Source organism: Legionella qingyii, from assembly GCF_003184185.1.
Genome location: NZ_QHJG01000081.1, coordinates 986 through 1,949, shown reverse-complemented (window position 1 = coordinate 1,949; position 964 = coordinate 986). Strand labels below are relative to the sequence as shown.

The window sequence follows — 964 nt, the reverse complement described above, 5'->3', positions numbered from 1 at the left end:
CTCGCACTGAGCGTATAAGTACCATCGGTATTAGCTACTAAAGCAGTCCCTCCTGAACTTAGCGTCGCGCCATCAGGAACATTACCAATCTTTACTGACAACACATCCGTGGTATTTCCCGCTGGAAGTGCCGCGCTTATATTAAGGGGTATGGCTGCACCCTCATTCCCGGAGACCGCTTGCGTATCTATGATAGGAGCATCGGCAACAGGATTAACAGTCACCATTTGAGTTGCCTTTGCAGTAGCTACTGAAGTTCCTACGGCAGAGTAAGCCGTTATTGCTAATGCAAGTTTGGTGGTGCTGGCCAATTGGTCATTTAACGTAATGGCAAGACCCTGCAATTGGCTCGCACTGAGCGTATAAGTACCATCGGTATTAGCTAGTAAAGCAGTTCCTCCTGAACTTAGAGTCGCGCCATCAGGAACATTACCAATCTTTACTGACAACACATCCGTGGTATTTCCCGCTGGAAGGTTTGCGCTTATATTAAGGGGTATGGCTGCACCCTCATTCCCGGAGACCGCTTGTGTACCCAAGATAGGAGCATCGGCAACAGGATTAACAGTAACCATTTGAGTTGCCTTTGCAGTAGCTACTGAAGTTCCTACGGTGGAGTAGGCCGTTATTGCTAATGCAAGTTTNACCAGTAAATTGCATTACCGTTCTGGGAAGTTAACCGAGCGTAATTGCCATATTCATGGTAGTCGTAATGCGTGGTTGCGTCAGGGGGGTCTTGAATCTTAGCGTGGTCATCCTTGTAACGGCTAAAAATGACTGTTGTGTAGGCATCACAGAGGGTGACCCTCAAAACGTGAATATAATTCCCCCTACCGGCATAAAAGTAAGGGCCTCTGGCGAACACATGGATTCTATCCTCGTAGCCGTTGTCCTAATTGTCAGTGGTAAACTCAACGAAAACGTCATCGATGACTTAAAGGATGCCACCTCATTCGGCAATAAT

1 protein-coding gene is annotated in these 964 nt (G+C 47.2%); it reads right to left on the bottom strand.

Features of this window, described 5'->3' with window-relative positions; all coding sequences use genetic code 11:
• Positions 1-575: hypothetical protein (locus DGG96_RS20535; RefSeq protein WP_205872639.1), on the bottom strand; the 575-nt coding region annotated here is incomplete at its 3' end.
• Positions 576-964 lie beyond the last annotated feature (389 nt).